General features: G+C 73.2%; 12 protein-coding genes. 7 read left to right on the top strand and 5 right to left on the bottom strand.

The genetic code is table 11. The features are described from left to right. Window positions 1–169: 169 nt before the first annotated feature. Both GA0115242_RS26075 and GA0115242_RS26070 read left to right on the top strand, forming a co-directional pair. Window positions 170–841, top strand: coding sequence for a TetR/AcrR family transcriptional regulator (locus GA0115242_RS26075; RefSeq protein ID WP_093832570.1), 672 nt, complete (start codon window positions 170–172; stop codon window positions 839–841). An 86-nt stretch (window positions 842–927) separates the two neighbouring features. Further along, entirely contained in the window at window positions 928–1,149 is a 222-nt protein-coding gene (locus tag GA0115242_RS26070; protein ID WP_093832568.1) for a hypothetical protein, read from the top strand. An 88-nt stretch (window positions 1,150–1,237) separates the two neighbouring features. Here the strand turns inward: GA0115242_RS26070 and GA0115242_RS26065 are convergent, their stop codons facing one another. The 4 genes from GA0115242_RS26065 to GA0115242_RS26050 form a co-directional block, all read right to left on the bottom strand. Continuing rightward, entirely contained in the window at window positions 1,238–2,572 is a 1,335-nt protein-coding gene (locus GA0115242_RS26065) for a cytochrome P450 (RefSeq protein ID WP_093832566.1), read from the bottom strand. Window positions 2,573–2,609: 37 nt separating this feature from the next. Continuing rightward, window positions 2,610–4,490 (bottom strand): acyl-CoA dehydrogenase family protein, encoded by a 1,881-nt coding sequence (locus GA0115242_RS26060; protein ID WP_256089747.1) that lies wholly within the window; start codon window positions 4,488–4,490, stop codon window positions 2,610–2,612. Continuing rightward, the gene (locus GA0115242_RS26055; RefSeq protein ID WP_093832564.1) at window positions 4,487–5,017 is read right to left on the bottom strand and encodes an EF-hand domain-containing protein; all 531 of its coding nucleotides are present in this window, start codon (window positions 5,015–5,017) and stop codon (window positions 4,487–4,489) included. Before GA0115242_RS26055 ends, GA0115242_RS26060 begins: the two co-directional genes overlap by 4 nt. A 187-nt stretch (window positions 5,018–5,204) precedes the next feature. Then, entirely contained in the window at window positions 5,205–5,651 is a 447-nt protein-coding gene (locus tag GA0115242_RS26050) for a hypothetical protein (RefSeq protein WP_093832562.1), read from the bottom strand. A gap of 994 nt (window positions 5,652–6,645) precedes the next feature. Here GA0115242_RS26050 and GA0115242_RS26045 point away from each other — a divergent pair. Then, window positions 6,646–7,698: a transporter substrate-binding domain-containing protein gene (locus GA0115242_RS26045; protein ID WP_093832560.1), complete on the top strand. Its 1,053-nt coding sequence runs from the start codon at window positions 6,646–6,648 to the stop codon at window positions 7,696–7,698. 27 nt (window positions 7,699–7,725) lie between these two features. On the opposite strand, the gene GA0115242_RS26040 is transcribed toward GA0115242_RS26045, so the two are convergent. Next, window positions 7,726–8,580, bottom strand: coding sequence for a helix-turn-helix transcriptional regulator (locus tag GA0115242_RS26040; protein WP_107461483.1), 855 nt, complete (start codon window positions 8,578–8,580; stop codon window positions 7,726–7,728). 543 nt (window positions 8,581–9,123) lie between these two features. On the opposite strand from GA0115242_RS26040, the gene GA0115242_RS42345 reads away from it, so the two are divergent. The 4 genes from GA0115242_RS42345 to epsC form a co-directional block, all read left to right on the top strand. Next, on the top strand, window positions 9,124–13,020 hold the full coding sequence (locus GA0115242_RS42345; protein ID WP_272925333.1) for a non-ribosomal peptide synthetase family protein: 3,897 nt from the start codon (window positions 9,124–9,126) through the stop codon (window positions 13,018–13,020). A gap of 23 nt (window positions 13,021–13,043) precedes the next feature. After that, the gene (locus tag GA0115242_RS41895; RefSeq protein WP_237549315.1) at window positions 13,044–13,268 is read left to right on the top strand and encodes a tautomerase family protein; all 225 of its coding nucleotides are present in this window, start codon (window positions 13,044–13,046) and stop codon (window positions 13,266–13,268) included. A 56-nt stretch (window positions 13,269–13,324) separates the two neighbouring features. After that, the gene (locus GA0115242_RS26030) at window positions 13,325–14,275 is read left to right on the top strand and encodes a DMT family transporter (RefSeq protein WP_093832556.1); all 951 of its coding nucleotides are present in this window, start codon (window positions 13,325–13,327) and stop codon (window positions 14,273–14,275) included. Continuing rightward, the coding region (gene epsC, locus GA0115242_RS26025) for a serine O-acetyltransferase EpsC (protein ID WP_370672320.1) at window positions 14,272–14,805 on the top strand (534 nt) is incomplete at its 3' end. The genes GA0115242_RS26030 and epsC, both read left to right, overlap by 4 nt.

Below are 14,805 nucleotides of genomic sequence, written 5' to 3'. Positions count from 1 at the left end.
CTCCTGGGTGCGTGTACGCGGACGGTGCGGTCCGGTGTCCCTGTCGCCGCCGCGCTCCGGGCGCATCCGGCGATTTCCCTGGAACACCGTTCCAGTATCACCACCATGGAACGCCGTTCCATGCATTGTCAAGCTGGAACGTCGTTCCAGGACGGGGTAGCATGGCCGCATGGCAAGCAGCGCGCGCCGTCCGGAGCGACGGCAGGAACCGCTCTCCCGGGAGCGCATCGTCACGGCCGCCGTCGAGCTGCTCGACACGGCGGGCGAGAGCGGGCTCACCTTCCGCGCGCTGGCCGAACGCCTCGCGACCGGTCCCGGAGCGATCTACTGGCACGTCACCGGCAAGGGCGAACTGCTGGCCGCCGCCACCGACGCCGTCCTCGGCACGGCGCTCGCCGAGGACCCCGGAGCCTCGCCGCGGGACGCGGTGCGGACCCTGGCGCTCGGTGTCTTCGACGCGCTCGACGTCCACCCCTGGGTCGGCGCGCACCTCGTGAGCACGGAGTCGCACGCGCCGACACTGCCGCTCTTCGAGCGCGTGGGACGGCAGGTCCGGGCGCTCGGGGTGCCGGAGTCCGCCTGGTTCACCGCGGCGTCCACGCTGCTGAACTACATCCTCGGGGTGGCGGGCCAGAACGCGGCCAACACCCGCAGGGCCGCGCCCGGCACGGACCGCGCGGCGCACCTGGGCGGTGTCGCCGACGCCTGGAGCGCGCTCGACCCGGCCGAGTACGCGTTCACCCGGAGCGTCGCCGGGCAGGTGCGGGACCACGACGACCGGGCGGAGTTCGCCGCCGGGATCGACCTCATCCTCGACGGGATCACCGCGCTGTCCCGGTGACCGGACCTCCGCCCGCCCGGCGGCCGCACGGGGCCGGAGTGCGCGCGGCGGGCGGGAACGGGCGGACAGGCCCTAGAGTCGGAGCAATGAGCAGGCATCCACAGCACAACCGCCCGACCCCCGAACAGGCGGTGGCGGCAGCGGAGTTCCTCGCCGGGCAGGAGATCACGCACACCGAGTGCAGGCGGTGCGGCAGCGGCATCTCGGGCATCAACGGGCGCTACGCCTGCGGTCATTGCGGCTGGGTGAACCACTGGTCGGAGGGGCACACCGTGCTGCCGCCCGAGGACCAGGACCCGGTGCGCTGACAACCCCCGCCCTGCGCAGGCACGTTGGCGGACCGGACGACCGATCACCTTACGGCGGGGCCCGGTTAGGCCGCCGGACCGCCCCCTGTCACCGCCGTCGGAAGCGGACCCGGCCGCCGCGCGCGGGGACGAGGGTGACCGACAGGAGGCGGGCCCGTTCCTCGGGGCCCGCCGGTTCGGGGACGGCCGCCGCGAGGATCTCGGTGAGCACGATCTCGATCTCCAACTGGGCGAGGGACACCCCGATGCAGCGCCGCAGCCCGCCGCCGAACGGCGTCAGCGTGTAGGGCGGCGCGGCGGCCTCCAGATGGCGTCCGGGACGGAACGCGTCCGGCTCGGGCCACAGGGCCGGGTCGAGGTGGGTGAGCGGGAAGAGCGCGGCGACGAACGCGTGGCGCGGCACCGGCCGCCCGCCCAGCTCGGTGTCGCGGGCGGCGGTGCGCATCGCGTTGTACACGGCGGGCCGCAGCCGTCCCGACTCCTTGACGGCGGCCTTCAGGACCCGGTCCGAGCCCGCGTCGAGGTCGGCCATCAGGTCGTCGCGGGCGGCGGGGTGGTGGGCGAGCAGATGGAGGGTCCAGGCGATGGTGGTCGCCGTCGTCTCGTACCCGGCGAGCACCAGGCCGGTCAGCTCGTCCAGGATCTGCGTGTCGCCCAGGGCCGCGCCGTGCTCGTCGCGCTCCTCCAGGAGCGTGGACAGCACGTCGTCGCCGCCGGGGCCGCCCGGCCGGGCGCGGCGGTCGGCGATCTCCCGGCGCGTCAGGTCCCGCACGGCCGCGCGCAGCCGGTGGAAGCGCCCGCCGGGGGAGAGCGGTCCGAGGTCGCGGCGCAGGGGCTCGGGCAGGAACAGCACGGCGAGGTTGTCCATGCCGACGAAGGCGTTGAGCGCCCGCCGGAAGGCCGCCGTGCGCACCGGGTCGGTCAGGCCGAAGACGACGTTCAGGATCACGTCGAGCGTCAGCCGCTGCGCCCAGGGGCGGACCGGCACGGCTTCCCCGGTGACCAGGTCGGACAGCTCCCGCCTGACGAGGTCGCGCACCCGCTGCGTCCACCCGGCGATCCGGGTGCCGTGGAAGGGCGGCAGCAGCAGCCTGCGGTGGGTCAGGTGCCGGGGCGGGGGCGTGCAGATCAGCGAGCCGCTGCCGACGGCGGGCGCGAGCAGGGCCGTCGCGTCGCCGCCGGTGAACCGCTCGTGGTCGGTGAGGACCGCGCGGTTGGTGGCGGCGTCGGCCGCGCAGACCAGGGCGCCCCGGTAGGGGAACGTACGCAGCGAGAAGACGGGCCCGAGGCGGCGGCGCAGCGACCGCGCGTACCCCTGCGGGTCCATCAGCATCCGCGCGGTCTGCACGGGGCGCGGGGCGCGGCTGGCCGGGGGGAAGAGGCGGGGGTCCCAGGCGGGCTCCCGGGTGAACGCGATGCTCATGGGCGGCGGTGCTCCTGCTGGGCGTCGGGGACCGGGCTCACTCACTCGGCTTCGACTGCCACGGGCCGTGCGGGTCGTCGTAGGTCCTGGCGTAGCGGTCGGTCGCTATCGGGGCCTCCAGAATCGTGTCGGGGACGGCGAACGCCTCGACCAGGGTGAGGGCGTGCGGGGCGAGCCGGGTGCGCAGGCGCTCGACGGTGCGGGGCAGCGCGCGCACAGCGTCGGCGGTGAGGTGGCCGTCGGCCAGCAGCGGTCCGGTGTGCGGGGTGAGGATCTCCAGCGCGAAAAGGTGCAGCGTCTGGGCGAGGAGGGCGCGGGTGGCCGGGTCGGCGGGGCGCCTGGACGCCGCGAGGAACGATTCGGCCGCGCGCCGCGTGACATGCGCCTCGACGAGTTCGAGGGCCGGGTCGACGGCGTGGTTCCAGCGTTCCAGCGGGTCGTCGGCGGGTTCGGCGAGGCGGTCGCCGGCCCGCGCGAGGCAGGTCAGCTCGTGGTGGACGAGCAGGTCGAGGACGGCCTCCGGGTCGGCGGGGTCGACCGGACCGGCCGGGGGCGGCCGGGGCGGTTCGTAGCCGCGTCCGGTGAGCAGGTCGGCGGCGGCCTTCGTCCAGATGACGAGGTTGTCGCCCTCGGCGGTGATGGCCCCCTCGATCGGGGTGAGCAGGTCGACGATCCGGTTGGCCGAGAGCAGTCCCTGGGCGCCGCAGCGCTCCCGGCACTCGGTGACGATGTCCCTGGCCTGCCAGGTGGCCCAGCCCTTGACGATCGGGACGAGCACCTCGGTCTCGGTGGGCCGCGGGTCGTTCGGGTCCGAGCGGCGCCGGACGACCTCCCGCATCAGGAGCGTCGCCGCGTAGGCGCGGGCGGTGGCGGCGAGCAGTCTGCTCTGGTGGCCGCGGTGGGCGAAGACCGGGACGTGGCTGTGGCTGCCGGGGGCGGAGGTGTGCCGCCGGTGGGCGTGGCGCACGGCGATGGTGAGGGTGGCGCGGGCCCCGGAGAGCGCGGCCGCGGCGAGGCAGAGCTTGCCGGTGGTGACGCGGTGGATGGAGCGCAGGAACCGCTGGCGGCGGTTGCGGATCGCGCTGTGGAAGGTGCCGTCGGGGTCGAGATCCGCGTGGTCGCCGGTGAGCAGCGCCGTGCGGTCGAGGCGCACGTGGTCGAAGGAGGTGATGGCGTGGTCGACCGCGGAGCCGGGCGTCTGGGAGAGGGGGCGTATCCGGATGCCCGGGAGCGGGCCGCGTTCGTCGCGCAGCGGGACCAGGAAGAGGAAGACGCCGTGGTCCTGGCCGCGCGCGACGAGGCGGGCGGCGACCAGGCCGGACTTGTCGCCGCCGACGGGCCCGGTGTTCGGCATGAACTTCTGGGCGTCCCGCGAGGGGGTGGTCAGCACGAAGGTGTCGGACTCGGGGTGGTGGGTGGCGGTGGTCTCCAGGCGGGCCGCGTTGTTGCCGTAGCCGAGTTCGGTGATGAGGACGGTGCCGTACTGGTCCAGCGTGGTGAAGGGGGTGCGGTCGACCTTGCCCAGCGGGTCGAGCCCGAGGAGGCTGCCGAGGAACAGGTTGTAGTGGACGGTGGCCAGCGTGGTGAGCGAGCCGTCGACCACGCCGAGCCATTCGTGCAGCGCCACCAGACGGCTGGTGTCGGTCACCAGGTCCTCGACCGACTCGATGTCCCGGTTGACGATCCGCAGCCGCTCGTAGGCGAGTTCGGAGCGCGCTTCCTGGGAGAGGCCGTCGCGGTACCGGAAGACCTCCCGGCGCAGGAGTTCCGTCCACGGGCGGTGGAGTTCGTCGAACCGCCCGGCGAAGAGGACGTCGGTGAGCCGGGATGCCAGGGCGGGATCGGGGAGAAGGGGCATGTCGTCGGTGTGGAGGTCTCCTTCCGTGCGCGCTATCTCCACCGCCGCGGTGGAGATCACGGTGCTCCGAAAAGGAGATGGCTCGCGGAATTCGCCGGGTCCTCGTCGCGGTAGAAGACCCCGGCGGCGTGCATGAGTCTGCTCTCGGTCAGGCGGCCGTCCTGGTCGGCGAGGCCGTCGAAGGCGGATTCGGCCTGGGTGGCGGGGACCCCGATGGCGACGAGGACGGTGGTGAACTCCTGCCGGGCCACGAGGCCGTCGCCGTCGCGGTCGGCGAGGCGGAAACCGGCCTGGTAGAGGGGGCCGATGAGGGTGTCGAAGTCGACGCTGACCCGGCGCAGGGCCTGCCGGAACTCGTCCTTGTCGACGCGTCCGTTGCCGTCGGCGTCGGCGGACTGCCGCAGGGACTGCCAGTAGTTCATCATCGCGCCCGTGTAGGCCTCGCCCTTGGCGGTGCGGCGCTCCCCGGTGGCTTCGAGGACGCGGCCCGCCATCAGCGTGAAGTCGTCCTGGGCGATGACACCGTCTCCGTTGGCGTCCAGCAAGGAGAACAGCCTTTCGTATTTCCAGTCCAGCAATTCACCCACGGGTTCCTCCAGGTCCGCATGTCTTCCCGAGAATCGGTTAGAGGGTATCGACGGCTAATCTGCTCAAACCACCCCATGGGAAGCTCTCGTTCAGGTGAAAAAACATCGCTCAAATTGACGCCGTGCCTGGTATTCGGCCATGCCTTCTTTCGCGCGGGGCGCACGCACGTTCCGCGCGCCCCCGTCGTCAGAGCAGTCCGTGGAGGTCGGCCGCGAAGCGGGTGCGGTGGACGGCGTGGACGAGCGCGTCCGGGGACTGGGAGCCCCGGTGCCCCGGGTGCGCGACGGCCTGGTCCCAGGGCGTCACGGCGCCGCTCAGCGGGGAGGGGCGGCCCAGGTAGGCCCCGGCGGTCTCCGCGAGGGTCAGCTCACCGGCGACCACCGCGTGCCAGAGGTCCCGGCCCTGGCCCACCACCCACAGGCAGAGGTCCTCGGTGCTGTCCTCGGACCAGACGAACCCGTCGACGACCACGCCCTGCGCGTAGTCGGCCAGCGCCTCCGCCGCCTCCAGGTACGCCCGCGCGAACTCCACCAGGACCGTCCCGGGCTGGTCCCCGAGCCACCGCTCCAGGGCCAGGAGACTGGGGCGGGTGGTGTCGAGGACCTCCCAGAACCACTCGGGAACCTCCGCCATGACCGCTCCCCCGTCCGGCCGACTGTGACGGCCAACTCGCTTTTGCTGCGTCGATGTTGCACCACCGTGAACAATCCCGGGGCGACCCGGCGGGAGCCGCCGGCGGCGTTGACTTGGCCTTCCGGGCATGTCAGTTTTGCCGCGCTGCCCCGTCCGGCGGGCAGATGTTCGACCAGGCATCCGAGGCCCGAGGGGGCGGACGGACGGGGGGCACATGTTCGCGGCAGCATCCGGGGCGCCCGCACGGCGCCGCGGCCCCTCGTACGTCAGGTCGTACGCCCCGTCGTCCGCCGACGACCTCGCCGCATCCGGGACGCCCGCGCCGCTGCGCCGCGGCCCCCGAGCCGCGACACTCCCCGGCGCCCGCGTCCGGCCCCCGCACGCCGACACCGACGCCGCCCGGTGTACGGACACCCCGCGTGCGCACGCCCTCTGTACGGACGTCCCGCGTGCGCACGCCCTCTGTACGGACGTCCCGCGTGCGCCCGCCCTCGGTACGGACGTCCCGCGTACGGACTCCGGTCGCCCCAACCGCAGGCGCGGGGACGCCGGTTGCGCGGGCGCCGGGTGTACCAACTCCCGGTCTACGAGCGCCGGGTGTACCGACGTCCGGTCTACGGGCGCCTGGCGTAAGGCCGTCCGGTGTACGGGCGTCCGGTTCTGACGCGTCGGAGCCTGGCGCCCGGCACCGCCGTCCCCGGCTGAACGCGGGAACAGGCGCGGGGCCCGGCTCGGTCCGGCACGCCCGTGCCGTCCGTGGCACCGCCCTCCGTTCTCCTCCCTCCGTCCTCGGCCTTCCGTCGTCCGCGCCCCGGCTCCGCCGCCGGGGCGTCCGCGCTCGACGGCGTCCCCACGCACCAGCGCTCCACTGCGCCCCTCCCCCACGCTCCGCACACCGTCGCGCCCGCTCGCCTTCTCCGCCTCGCGCGTTCCCCCCTCCTTCCCACCGCCCGGCGCAGCCGCCCGGGACGTACCTCGCTCCTCAAGGACAGTCATGCGCACACTCATCCAGCGGGTCGCAGGCCGCCCGCGCCCGTCCCGCGCGTTCCTGCGCGGTGTCGCCGCCGGGACCGCCGTCCTCGCCCTCGCGTCGTCCCTGGCCGCGTGCGGCGGTGACAGCTCCGCCGACACCTCGGACGCGGCCGCGCAGTCGTCCCGGTCGGTGACCGTCGGGCGCAGCTCCAACGGCGCCGCGAAGGAGACGGCGATCAAGGTCGCGCCGGTCGCGGCCATCCGGGCGAAGCTGCCCGCGTCGGTGCGCGAGCGGGGCACGCTGGTGATCGGGATCGGGGCGCTGCCGTCGGGGTCGACCCCGCTGAACTACATCGGGGACGACCAGAAGACCCTGACCGGGGTGGAGCCGGACTTCGGTCGCCTGGTCGCGGCCGTTCTCGGGCTCCGGCCGGAGCTGCGGAATTCGACGTGGGAGAACCTGTTCGTCGGGATCGACAGCGGCAAGACCGACGTGGGTTTCACGAACATCACCATCACCGAGGAGCGGAAGAAGAAGTACGACTTCGCCTCCTACCGGCAGGACAACCTCGCCTTCGAGGTCCTGAAGAGCACCAAGTGGGACTTCTCCGGGGACTACGAGGCGCTGGCCGGAAAGACCGTCGCGGTGGGCGCCGGGACCAATCAGGAGAAGATTCTCCTCGCCTGGCAGAAGAAGCTCCAGGGCGAGGGAAAGAAGCTGACCGTCAAGCGCTATCCGGACAACAACAGCACCTATCTGGCGCTCGCCGGAGGGAAGATCGACGCGTTCTTCGCTCCCAACCCGTCGATCTCCTACCACGTCACCCAGTCCGCGTCGTCACCGAATCCGACCAGGAACGCGGGCAAGTTCTCCGGCGCGGGCGGAACTCTCCAGGGTCTGATCGCCGGCACCACGAAGGCGGGCAACGGACTGGTGAAGCCGATCGCCGAGGCCATCAATTACCTCATCGAGCACGGCCAGTACGCGACCTGGCTGTCCGCCTGGAATCTCTCCAACGAGGCGGTCGAATCGTCGGAGGTGAATCCGCCCGGACTGCCGCTCAGCAATTCCTGAGCCTCGGCGGCCGGGCGGTTCGCAGCGTCAACCCGCCCGGCCGCCGCGTCCGGTGAGGTACCCGGCCTGGAAACGGCTCTGCGCCCCCATCTCCTTGAACGCCTCCGCGATGTGCCGGCGGCAGGTGCGCAGCGACATGCCGAGGCGGCGGGCGATCGTCTCGTCGCGGGCGCCCTCGCTGAGCAGCCGCAGGATGGCGTCGTGCTGCTCGCACTGCACCGCCGCGCCGGGCGGTCCGTCGAAGGGCACCGCGACCTCCCAGCTCTGGTCGAAGACGCGGTGCAGGAAGGCGAGGGTGGAGGGGTCCCTGATCACGGCGGCGCCGTCGGGGAGCGTGTGGTGCGGGACGAATCCGACGGAGCGGTCGAAAGCGGTGAGGAATCCGAAGGGTTCGGGGGCGGTGCGCACCTCGGCCCCGGCCGCCACGAGCCGTTCGAGGTGCGCGCGCAGCGGCGGGTGGTGCCGGGCGGAGTGCCGGTAGAGCACCCGCAGCCGCACCCCGCGGGCGAGCAGGGCGAGGTCGCGGGCCGCCTCCGACGCGGCCCACTCGCCGGGCGGCGGACCCTCGGGGCGGCAACTGACCGCCTCCCGCGCGCAGTCGAGGGCCGCCCGGTCGACCAGTGCCGCCACAGCGCTCCGCCCGGCGAACACCTCGACGGAATGCCGGGGCGTTCCCCCGCCGTCGCGCGCGGAATAGAGACCGAAGAGGTCGTCCAGCTCGCGCCGTGACTCCCCCAGCGCGACGACGGTCTGCCGCAGCCGTGATTCGGTGGCGGCCAGTCGGGACGCGGCGATCTGCGGATTGACGATCCGCCAGCGGTTTTCCCCGGCGGATTCGCGGGGCGTGTCCGAGGACGCGTCCCGCTCGTCGTGTTTCTCCATCAGGTGGGCGCGTTCCAGATGCGCGACGGCCTGTCCGGCCTCGCGCTCGGTTAAACCCAGTACATCCGCGGTTTCCGAGACCGAAACATATTCCCGCGAGAGCGCCCACTTGTAGACGCGCAGATGTTCCGCACCGATCCCTGTTTCCGCTCTCTGCGCACCGGTCGGCCCCACTGTGCCCACTTTGCCCCCCTTGCAGTTTGCTGCCTGCAACATGATGACGTCCGGGAGCAGTTGAAAACAAGTGGACCCCGCGGGCAGGATTCACAGGGAATTGAATCCAGCCACTTTCGATCCGTCTCGGGCTCGTCGCCGAAGACGGACCGACCCTTTTCCCGACCCCGGAGAAAGCAGCACCGCGGACGGAACCCGGTATTCCGGTGACGCACCGCCGCCACTCGCCCCTTTGTTTTCTGACGCACCGCGTGTCCGCCTTTTCCGCACCGCCGCCGGCCGCGGCGACCGGAATCCACGGCACCGGTGATCCGCCACGGAGCCGCGCCTGACGCCGTCCGCGTTCCCTTCACACCGAAAGCCGGGACCATGCCCACCACGCAACTCGAAGACGTCCGCATCCCGACCGCCCCCACCGGTGAGACGATCCCCGGCCTGCTGGCGGAGCGGGTGCGCTCGCACCCGGACGGCGTCGCCGTCGTGCACGGGGACACGACGTACACCTACCGCCGGCTCGACGAGGAGAGCGCGGTCGTGGCCGCCCACCTGCGCCGTCTCGGTGCCTCGGCCGACGACCGGATCGGCGTGTTCGCCGGGCCCTCCTGGGACCTCGCCGTCGGCACCTGGGGCATCCTGCGGGCGGGCAGCGCCTATCTGTCGCTCTCCCCCGACTACCCGCCCGAGCGCCTGCGCTTCATGATCGAGGACTCCCGTGCCTCCGTCGTCCTCGTCCAGCCCGAGCTGCGCGAGCGGCTGCGGGACCTCGCGCCGCCGTCGACCCGGCTGATCACCCTCGACGACGCGCGGGCCCACGCCGTCGGCGGTCCGCCGTCCGACGTCCCGGAGGACGGTCCGAAGCCGCACCACCTCGCCTACGTCATCTACACCTCGGGCAGCACCGGACAGCCCAAGGGCGTGATGATCGAACACCGGTCGCTGGCCAACCAGTTGCGCTGGCTGCACGACCGGCACGGCATCGACGGCCGCCGCCGGGTGCTGCAGAAGACGCCCACCAGCTTCGACGCGGCCCAGTGGGAGCTGCTCGCGCCCGCCTGCGGCGCCACCGTCGTGCTGGGCGAGCCCGGGCTGCACCGCGACCCCGACCGCATCGCCGCCCACATAGCGCGGCACCGGATCACCACTCTCCAGTGCGTGCCGACCCTGCTCCAGGCGCTCCTGGACACGGCGGAACCCGCCCTGTTCGCGTCCCTGGAACAGATCTTCAGCGGGGGCGAGGTCCTCTCCCGCGATCTGGCGCTGCGCTGCACCGAGGCGCTCCCCCACGTCTCGCTCGTCAACCTCTACGGGCCGACCGAGTGCACCATCAACTCCTCGTCCCACACGGTCGATCCGGCGGCCCTGCGGGAGGGCCCGCGCGCGGTCTCGATCGGCACCCCGGCCGCCAACACCGAGTACCTGATCCTGGACGAGCGCCGCACCCCGGTGACGGCCGGGGAGATCGGCGAGCTGTACGTCGGCGGCGCGCAGCTCACCCGGGGCTACCTGCTGCGCCCCGACCTGACCGCCGACCGGTTCGTGCACAGCCCGTACGCGGCGGGCGGTCGCGGCGGCTGGCTCTACCGCACCGGGGACCTCGCCTACGGCAACACCGACGGCAGCGTGCAGTACGCGGGCCGGGCCGACACCCAGGTGAAGCTGCGCGGTTACCGGGTCGAGCTGGACGAGGTGCGGCTGCGCGTGGAGACGCACCACTGGGTCCGCAAGGCCGCCGTGGTGGTGGCCGACGATCCCGCGACCGGGCATCAGAACCTGCTGTCGTTCATCGAACTCGACCCGGCCGAGGCCGCGTTGATGGACCAGGGCAACCACGGCGCCCATCACCGCTCGAAGGCGGGCAAGCTCCAGGTGCGGGCGCAGCTCTCCGACGCGGGGGTGCGCGGCCCCGACGAGCTGCGCGGGAGACCGGCGACGGCGCTGCCCGGCGCCGAACCCGACGCGCGTCAGCGGGCGTTGGTCTTCGGGCGCAAGACCTACCGGTTCTTCGAGGGCGGTCCCGTCGGCCGGGACGACGTCCTCGCGCTGCTGGCCCGCCGGGTGCCGGACGCCGCAGCCCCGCGCGATCCCGAGGACCTCGACCTGGCGGCGTGGGGGCATCTGCTGCGCCACTTCGGGCAGTTCCGCAGCACCGAGCGGCTGCTGCCCAAGTACGGCTACGCCTCGCCCGGTTCGCTGTACGCGACCCAACTGCACCTGGAGCACGAGGGGATCGCGGGTCTGCCCACCGGGTTCTCCTACTACCACCCCGTCGAGCACCGGCTGGTCCTGCTCGCCGCGCGGGCCGCCACCGGGCGGCCGGGCGTCCGGCTGCACTTCACCGGGCGGCGGCGGGCGATCGAGCCGGTGTACCGCAACAACATCCAGGAGGTCCTGGAGATCGAGACCGGGCATCTGCTCGGCCTCTTCGACGAGGTGCTGCCCCGGCACGGGCTGCGGGTCGTGCCGGACGGCTGGGACCCGGCGGTCCGCGACCGTCTCGCCCTCCCCGAGGAGGACTTCTACCTGGGCAGCTTCCGGCTGGTCCGGCTCGACAGCGACCTGCGGGACACCCCGGTGCCCGACACCTATGTGCAGGCCCGTCCGGGCGGGGTCCTCGGTCTGCCCGCCGGTCAGTACGCCCACCGGGAGGGCGAGTTGGTCCCGGTCGCGGCGGAGCTGGTGCTCAAGAGGGACGTCATCGCGATCAACCAGGAGGTCTACGACCGGGCCGCGCTCGGCATCAGCCTGGTCAGCCCGGCCGGCCGGGGATGGCTGCGGTACGTGGCGCTCGGCCGGGAGCTCCAGCGCCTCCAGCTCAACGACCTGGGGCTCGGGTTCATGTCGTCCGGGTACAGCTCCGAGAGCGGCAACCCGCTGCCGTCCGCCCGGCGCATCGAGCGGATCCTCACGGCGGCGGGGCGGCCGACGGGTCCTTCGTACTTCTCCGTCGGCGGGCGGGTCAGCGACGCGCAGCGCCGCAGCGAGGGGATGCGGGAGGACGCCGTGCACATGCGCGGCCCCGCCGAGATGGTCAGGGACGACCTGGCCGCCTTCCTGCCGGACTACATGGTGCCCAACCGGGTGACCGTGCTGGACGCCCTGCCGCTGACCCCGAACGGCAAGATCGACGTGCGCGCGCTGGAGCGCCTGGACCCGGGCGCCGTCCGCCTCGCCGACCGGCCGTTCACCGCGCCGCGCACGGCCACCGAGGAGCGGGTTGCCGCGCTCTGGAAGACCCTCCTGCACCGCGAGGAGGCGTCGGTGCTCGACGACTTCTTCGAGAGCGGCGGCAACTCGCTGGTCGCGGTGGCGCTGGTCAACCGGCTCAACACGCTGTTCGGCACGGCGCTGCCGCTCCAGGTGGTCTTCGCGTCCCCGACGGTCGAGACGCTGGCCCGCGCGCTGGACGAGGACCGCGCGGGCCGGGACGCCGGGCGGACGGCGCCGACCCGGCTGGTGCCGCTGCGGACCCCGGAGGTCCCCGGCGGGCGGCCCGTCTACTGCTGGCCCGGGTTGGGCGGGTACCCGATGAACCTGCGCGCCCTGGCCGCCGAACTCGGCGGCGACCGGCCCTTCGTGGGAGTCCAGGCGCACGGTGTCAACGCGGGTGAGATCCCGTATCCGACGATCCGGGAGATGGCCGCCGCCGACGCGGAGCTGATCCTGCGCACCCAGCCGGACGGCCCGTACACGCTGTGGGGCTACTCCTTCGGGGCGCGGGTGGCCTTCGAGACGGCGTACCAGCTCGAGTCTGCCGGGCACCGGGTCGACCACCTCAACCTGATCGCGCCCGGCTCGCCGCGCGTCGCCGCCCGCTCCGACGTCCCCGCCGGGGCGGCCCCCGGGCGGTCGGCGCGGTGGGGCGACCCGGCGTTCCTGACGATCCTCCACTCGGTCTTCACCGGCTCCCTCTCCGGTCCGGAGCTGGCGGAGTGCCTGGCGGTCGCCACGGACCAGGACGCCTTCGTCCGCTTCGTCACCGGGCACCGCCCGCACCTGGGCCCCGAACTGGTGCGCCGCGTCACCGACATCGTCCGGCTGACCTACAGCTTCGAGTACACCTTCGGCGAGCTGCTGGAGCGCCGAGTCGCCGCCCCGGTACGCGTCTTCAAGGCCGACGGCGACGACTACTCCTTCCTGGAGGGCGTCACCGGCTGGTCGGCGCACCCGCCGGTGACGGTCTCCCTGGCCGCCGACCACTACGGGCTGCTGCGCGAGCCAGGGGTGCGGGAGCTGGCCGACGCCATCCGCAGGCTGCACGAGCACTGACCCCCTTCCGAAGGAGAACCCGCATGCCGCACATCACCGTCCAGCACTTCCCCCAGGACCTCGGCGAGGAGCGCAGAGCCGCGTTCGTCGCCGCCGTCACCGAGGCGGTGACCGCCGCCTTCGGGGTCGGGGAGGGCGCCGTGTCCATCGCCCTGGAACCGGTCCCCGCCGAGGACTGGGAGGACCGGGTCCACGCGCCGCAGATCGTCGGCCGGGCCGACCTCCTCGTGAAATCCCCGGCCTACTGACCCCCGACCGCGGCCGGACCGCGCCCGCACCGCTCACCCATCGAAGGACACCTCCTGTGAAGAACGCGACCGTCGCACGATTCCTGCTCCAAGCCGCCCTGTGGGGCTCCAGTTTCACCTTCATCAAGGCGTCCCTGCACGGTCTGACACCCGGTCAGCTGGTGCTGGCCAGGCTGCTGTTGGGCACCGCCGTGCTGCTCGCCCTGGCCGCGCTGCGCCGGGTGCCGCTGCCCACGGGACCCGGCCTGTGGGGGCATGTGGCCGCCGCCGCCCTCTTCGGCAACGTGCTGCCCTTCCTGCTGCTGTCCTACGGCGAGCGCAGCACCGGGGCGGGTCTCGCGGGGGTGCTGGTCGGGGCGACCCCGCTGCTCACCCTGGGGATCGCCACGGCCGCGCTGCCCGCCGAGCGGGCCACCGCCCGCAGGACGATCGGCCTGGTCCTCGGCTTCGTCGGGGTGGTCGTGGTGATCGGGCCCTGGTCGGACGCCACCGGTTCCCTCTCCGGGCGGGCGGCCTGCTTCGGCGCCGCGCTCAGCTACGCCACCGGGTACGTGTACGTGCGGAAGTTCCTCAGCCCGCGCGCGCTGGCCCCGCTGGCCGCCGCCGCGTCCCAACTCCTCGCCGCCGCCGTGCTGATGGCCGTCGTCCTGCCGTTCATGGCGTGGCACCCGATGCACTTCACCGGCAAGGTGACCCTCAGCATCCTCTTCCTCGGCCTGTTCAGCACGGGACTCGCCTACGTCCTGTACTTCCGGCTCATCAACGACATCGGCGCGACCAACGCCTCGGCCGTCAACTACGTGGTGCCGGTGGCCGCCGTCCTGATCGGCGCGATCGCGCTGGGCGAGACGGTGTCCTGGAACCTGCTGGTCGGCGGGGTGATCGTGCTGATCGGCATGGGGTACGCGGAGAACCGCCTGGGCCAGTTGCGGCGCGCGCCCGAGGTGGCCGGGCCCGCCGGCGCGGTGGTGGCCGACGCCGGGGCGACGGCGGAGGAGCGCCGGTGAGGCGCCCCGCGGCGCCCGGCTGGCTGCGGGCGGCGGTCGCCGACCTCGACACCATCAGGGGGCGGGACCCGTCGGTGCTCAGCCGCGGCGAGGCCCTGCTGCATCCGGCGCTGCCCGCCGTGTGGGGCTACCGGGTCGCGCACCGGCTGCACCGCCGGGGGCTGCGCCGGACCGCGCGGCTGCTGTCGAACGCGGCCCGGGTGGTGTCCGGCGGGGTGGAGATCCATCCCGGGGCGCGGATCGGCCGGGGCTTCTTCGTCGACCACGGCGCCGGGGTGGTGATCGGCGAGACCGCGGTCGTCGGCGACGACGTCACCCTCTTCCACCAGGTGACCCTGGGCTCCACCGGCTGGTGGCACGACGTGGGGCGGCCGGTGGGCGAGCGGCGCCATCCGCGGGTCGGCGACCGGGTCGTGATCGGCGCGAACGCCACCGTGCTCGGCCCGGTGACCGTCGGCGACGACTGCGTGATCGGCGCCCAGGCGCTGGTGGTGAGGGACGTGCCGAGCGGGAGCCGGGTGCTGGCCCCG

This window comes from Streptomyces sp. SolWspMP-5a-2 (genome assembly GCF_900091845.1).
Taxonomy (GTDB): domain Bacteria; phylum Actinomycetota; class Actinomycetes; order Streptomycetales; family Streptomycetaceae; genus Streptomyces; species Streptomyces doudnae.
Note: the sequence above shows the minus strand (reverse complement) of the source record. Positions and strands in the feature narration are given on the sequence as shown.

Coding starts and splice junctions, on each gene's coding strand:
- GA0115242_RS26075 (WP_093832570.1), top strand. CDS start 170: ATGGCAAGCAGCGCGCGCCGTCCGGAGCGACGGCAGGAACCGCTCTCC.
- GA0115242_RS26070 (WP_093832568.1), top strand. CDS start 928: ATGAGCAGGCATCCACAGCACAACCGCCCGACCCCCGAACAGGCGGTG.
- GA0115242_RS26065 (WP_093832566.1), bottom strand. CDS start 2,572: ATGAGCATCGCGTTCACCCGGGAGCCCGCCTGGGACCCCCGCCTCTTC.
- GA0115242_RS26050 (WP_093832562.1), bottom strand. CDS start 5,651: ATGGCGGAGGTTCCCGAGTGGTTCTGGGAGGTCCTCGACACCACCCGC.
- GA0115242_RS26045 (WP_093832560.1), top strand. CDS start 6,646: ATGCGCACACTCATCCAGCGGGTCGCAGGCCGCCCGCGCCCGTCCCGC.
- GA0115242_RS26040 (WP_107461483.1), bottom strand. CDS start 8,580: ATGGAGAAACACGACGAGCGGGACGCGTCCTCGGACACGCCCCGCGAA.
- GA0115242_RS42345 (WP_272925333.1), top strand. CDS start 9,124: ATGCCCACCACGCAACTCGAAGACGTCCGCATCCCGACCGCCCCCACC.
- GA0115242_RS41895 (WP_237549315.1), top strand. CDS start 13,044: ATGCCGCACATCACCGTCCAGCACTTCCCCCAGGACCTCGGCGAGGAG.